3 protein-coding genes and 1 pseudogene are annotated in these 3,759 nt (G+C 74.6%); 2 read left to right on the top strand and 2 right to left on the bottom strand.

The annotated features are described in order from the left end of the window. Both DQW06_RS08525 and DQW06_RS08520 read left to right on the top strand, forming a co-directional pair. Window positions 1–374, top strand: a pseudogene (locus tag DQW06_RS08525) (TetR/AcrR family transcriptional regulator); the annotation flags it as partial. A 96-nt stretch (window positions 375–470) separates the two neighbouring features. Continuing rightward, a complete protein-coding gene (locus DQW06_RS08520) occupies window positions 471–1,040 on the top strand; it encodes a hypothetical protein (RefSeq protein ID WP_041552808.1) in 570 nt (189 codons plus the stop codon). Window positions 1,041–1,069: 29 nt separating this feature from the next. Here the strand turns inward: DQW06_RS08520 and DQW06_RS08515 are convergent, their stop codons facing one another. Further along, window positions 1,070–2,404 carry a GH1 family beta-glucosidase gene (locus DQW06_RS08515; RefSeq protein WP_117198247.1) on the bottom strand — a complete coding sequence of 445 codons (1,335 nt, stop codon included), beginning with the start codon at window positions 2,402–2,404 and terminating at the stop codon, window positions 1,070–1,072. A gap of 86 nt (window positions 2,405–2,490) precedes the next feature. Next, the coding region (locus DQW06_RS08510; RefSeq protein WP_157983375.1) for an MFS transporter at window positions 2,491–3,759 on the bottom strand (1,269 nt) is incomplete at its 5' end.

Raw genomic sequence — 3,759 nt, 5'->3', positions numbered from 1 at the left:
GGGGCGCGGCCGCCGTCCCCGAGGGCGGCGGCCGCACCGAGGCGGTCGTGCAGATGGTCGTGGACGCCTTCACCGGAACGGACTTCCGCGCCGCCCTCCAGCTGTGGTCGGCCGCCGCCAGCGACCCGGTCCTGCGCGAGCGCATCATCCCCATGGAGGAGCGGATGGGCCGGGAGATCCACCGGGCCGCCGTGGAACTGCTGGGGGTGGACGAGTCGGTCCCCGGGGTCCGCGAGACCGTCCAGGCCACCCTCGACCTGGCACGCGGCCTGGGACTGGCCAACCTGCTCACCGACGACGGGCCCCGGCGCCGCCGGATCGTGCGCCAGTGGGCGCGCACCCTGGACGGGCAACTGCGGACCCCGGCACCGTGAACCGGCTACCTCGACGGCACGGAGCGTGCTTATCATCGAAGCGGCGCGGGGCCACGGGCCCGCGCCGAACGTCATCCCCGGACCGGACAAGGCGGTGTGAAGGTGAGCGCGGATGCGGGCAGGGACCTTCCGGACCTGGCCAGGCGGGCGTTGGACGCCTTCGCCGAGAGCGCCTCGCGCCGCAGGGACCGCGACGCCCTGATGGACAACGCCTTCGCCGCCCTCTTCGCCCTGTACCGGGCGACCACGCCCGCGCAGCGCAGATCCCCGGGCGGCCAGGAGTTCAGCGCCACCCTGGCCGAGCTGCTGGTGGGCGGCAGCAACCCCGACCGGCTCGGCCTGTACGTGGTCCGCACCCAGACCGCGGCCGAGAACGGCGAGCACGAGGCCTACCGCCCCGCCTGCTGGCGGCGGTCCATGCTGGAGCTGCTCGGCGAGGAGTTCGTGCCCTGGGAGGCCTTCCTGCGCCCGGGCGACCTGGAGGCCCTGCCGCGCATCGACGAGGCCCTCACCGCGGTGGCGGGCCGGGCGCGGCCGGTCAACGAGGAGGAGGTCCCCTCCTGGGTGCCCGAGTCGCACTGGTGGTGGTGGGAGCCCGCCCGCCAGCGCGGCGAGGAGGCCCCCGAACGCCATGACAGCGGCACCCTGGACGCCGTCGGGGACTGAGCGTGCCGGGCACGCGCCGCCGCGGTCCCTCACGCACCAGCTGACGCGGTCCTGGCGGCGACGAGGTCCCGGTACCAGGCGAAGGAGTCCTTGGGGGTGCGCGCCTGGGTGGCGTGGTCCACGTGCACCAGCCCGAAGCGCTGGTGGTAGCCCTCGGCCCACTCGAAGTTGTCGGTGAGCGTCCACACGAAGTACCCGCGCACGTCCGCGCCCCGCTCCCGCGCGGCCTCCACGGCGGCCACGTGCCCCTCCAGGTAGGTGATCCGCTCGGGGTCGGCGATCCGCCCTCCGGGGGAGACCCGGTCCTCGTAGGAACAGCCGTTCTCGGTGACGTACAGCGGCGGCAGCGCCTCACCGTGGCGCTCGCGCAGCAGGTCGATCATCCGGCCCAGCCCCTCGGGCACCACCGGCCACCCGAACGCGGTCACCGGCGCCCCGGCGACCTCACCGAACCCGAACGGCAGTCCCGACCCCTCGTCGGGCGCGGTGGCCACGGTGGGGTTGTAGTAGTTGACCCCGAGGCCGTCCGCGCTGCCCGCGACCGCCTTCAGGTCGCCCTCGCGCACGCCGGGGACCTCCGCGACGCCGAAGGCCGACAGGTCCGGGTAGGCGCCGGTCAGCACGGGGTCGGTGAACAGCCGGTTGTGCAGGGTGTCGTAGGCGTGCGCGGCGGCGGCGTCGGCCTCGGAGCCGGTGGCGGGGCTGGCGGGGGAGTAGTTGTTGGTGAGCAGTGCCTCCAGGCCGCGCGAGCGCAGCTCCCCGGCGGCCAGCCCGTGCGCGAGCAGCATGTGGTGGGCCACCCGCATCACCTCGGGCACCGCCAGGGTCCGCCCCGGGGCGTGGACGCCGAGCGCGTGCCCGTAGGTGGTGTGCACCAGGGGCTCGTTCAGGGTGATCCACCGGTCCACCCGGTCGCCGAGGCGGTCGGAGGCCGCCGCCGCGTACTCGGCGAACGCGTACGCCGTGTCGCGTTCGCTCCAACCGCCCGCATCCTCCAGCGCCTGGGGCAGGTCCCAGTGGAACAGCGTCGGCACCGGGGTGATCCCCCGGGCCAGCAGCGCGTCCACCAGGCGGTCGTAGAAGTCCAGGCCGGCCCCGTTCACCGCGCCGCGCCCGGTCGGCACGACCCGGGGCCAGGCGAGCGAGAACCGGTAGGCGTTCACCCCGAGCCGGTCGAGCAGTTCCACGTCCTCGGCCCACCGGTGGTAGTGGTCGCAGGCCGGGGCGGGGCTGTGCCCGTCGCGGACCGCGCCCGGGCGCTCGGCGAAGACGTCCCACACCGACGGGCCGCGCCCGTCCGCGTCGAGGGCGCCCTCGATCTGGAAGGCGGAGGAGGCCACTCCCCACAGGAACGGTGACGACATGGACGGTACCTGCCTTTCGCTGGGTCTGACGGGGTGAACGGGGGTCGAGGAGCGGACAGGAGGGGACGCGTGGAACCGGCGGGGACTCATGCCACACCCCGGATCCGCCACACCAGCACCCCGCCCAGCAGGCTGAGCAGCCCGCACACGGTGTACAGGACCGGGTAGCCGCCCAGGTGGACCACGATCGGACCGGCCAGGGCCGGGGCGATGACCTGCGGTCCGGCGCTGGCGATGTTGACGATCCCCAGGTCCTTGGCCCGCCCGCCGGCGCTCGGCAGGACCTCGGTGACCAGGGCGTTGTCCACGGACAGGTAGACGCCGAAGCCGACCCCCAGCACCACCGCGCACACCAGACTCATCGGCCACGTCGGAAACGCGGCGATCAGGAAGGCGGGCACCGCCGAGACCACCCCGGACAGGCACACCATCCCCCTGCGGCGGCCGATGCGGTCCGAGACCAGACCGGCCAGCACGGTCGTGGCCACGACCGCCGCCGTGTACACGGCGATCAGCACCAGCAGCCCGTCCGCGGCCGAGGAACCGGGGAACAGCTCCTCGTAGCCCACCGCGTCGGTGAGGAAGTAGAGCAGGTAGAGGGTGAACATGGCGTTGCCCGTCTGCATGAGGAAACGGGTCAGCCACGCCCAGCCGAAGTCGGGGTGGCGGCGCGGGGACACCCACAGCCCGCGCGCGAACCCGCTCCAGGAGGGGCGCGCCTCGCGGGGCAGCGGCGGGTCGGGGGCCAGCAGCGCGAACGGCAGGACGCACAGGACGGTCAGCGCGCCGAGGAGGGCGTAGCCGGGGGCGATCCCCGTGACCACCACGGTCACCAGGAGCACCGCCACCACCACGCCCGCCGACTGCGGTACGCCGATCCACCCCGAGACCACGCCGCGCTGGCGGACCGGCACGTGGTCGGGCACGGCCGCGAGCAGGGTCGCGTTCAGGCAGGACAGCGCGGCCTGGACGAAGGACCACCCCACCAGGACGCCGAGGACGCCGTCCTGTCGGCCGAGCACCACCAGTCCCAGACCGCCCAGGAGCGCACCGGCCAGGATCCAGGGGCGTCGGCGCCCGAACCGGCCGGTGGTCCGGTCGGACAGGGCCCCGGCCAGCGGGGTGCCCAGGGTGGAGCAGGCCGCGCCCGCCCCGGTCACCCAGGCCAGGGCGGTCTCCTTGGCGTCGGGGGCGAGCAGGCCGACCTGTTCGGGCAGCAGGACCTGGAGCGGGCCGAAGAAGGCCATCCACATGCCGAGGTTGGCCAGGCTGATCCCGGCCACCCACAGGCGGCGCACGGGTCTGGTGGGTTCGGCGAGAGCGGCGGGCGTTCGCGGGGAGGGGGAGGGCTGCGC

Source organism: Nocardiopsis sp. TNDT3, from assembly GCF_003427465.1.
GTDB classification, from domain to species: Bacteria; Actinomycetota; Actinomycetes; order Streptosporangiales; family Streptosporangiaceae; genus Nocardiopsis; species Nocardiopsis dassonvillei.
Note: the sequence above shows the minus strand (reverse complement) of the source record. Positions and strands in the feature narration are given on the sequence as shown.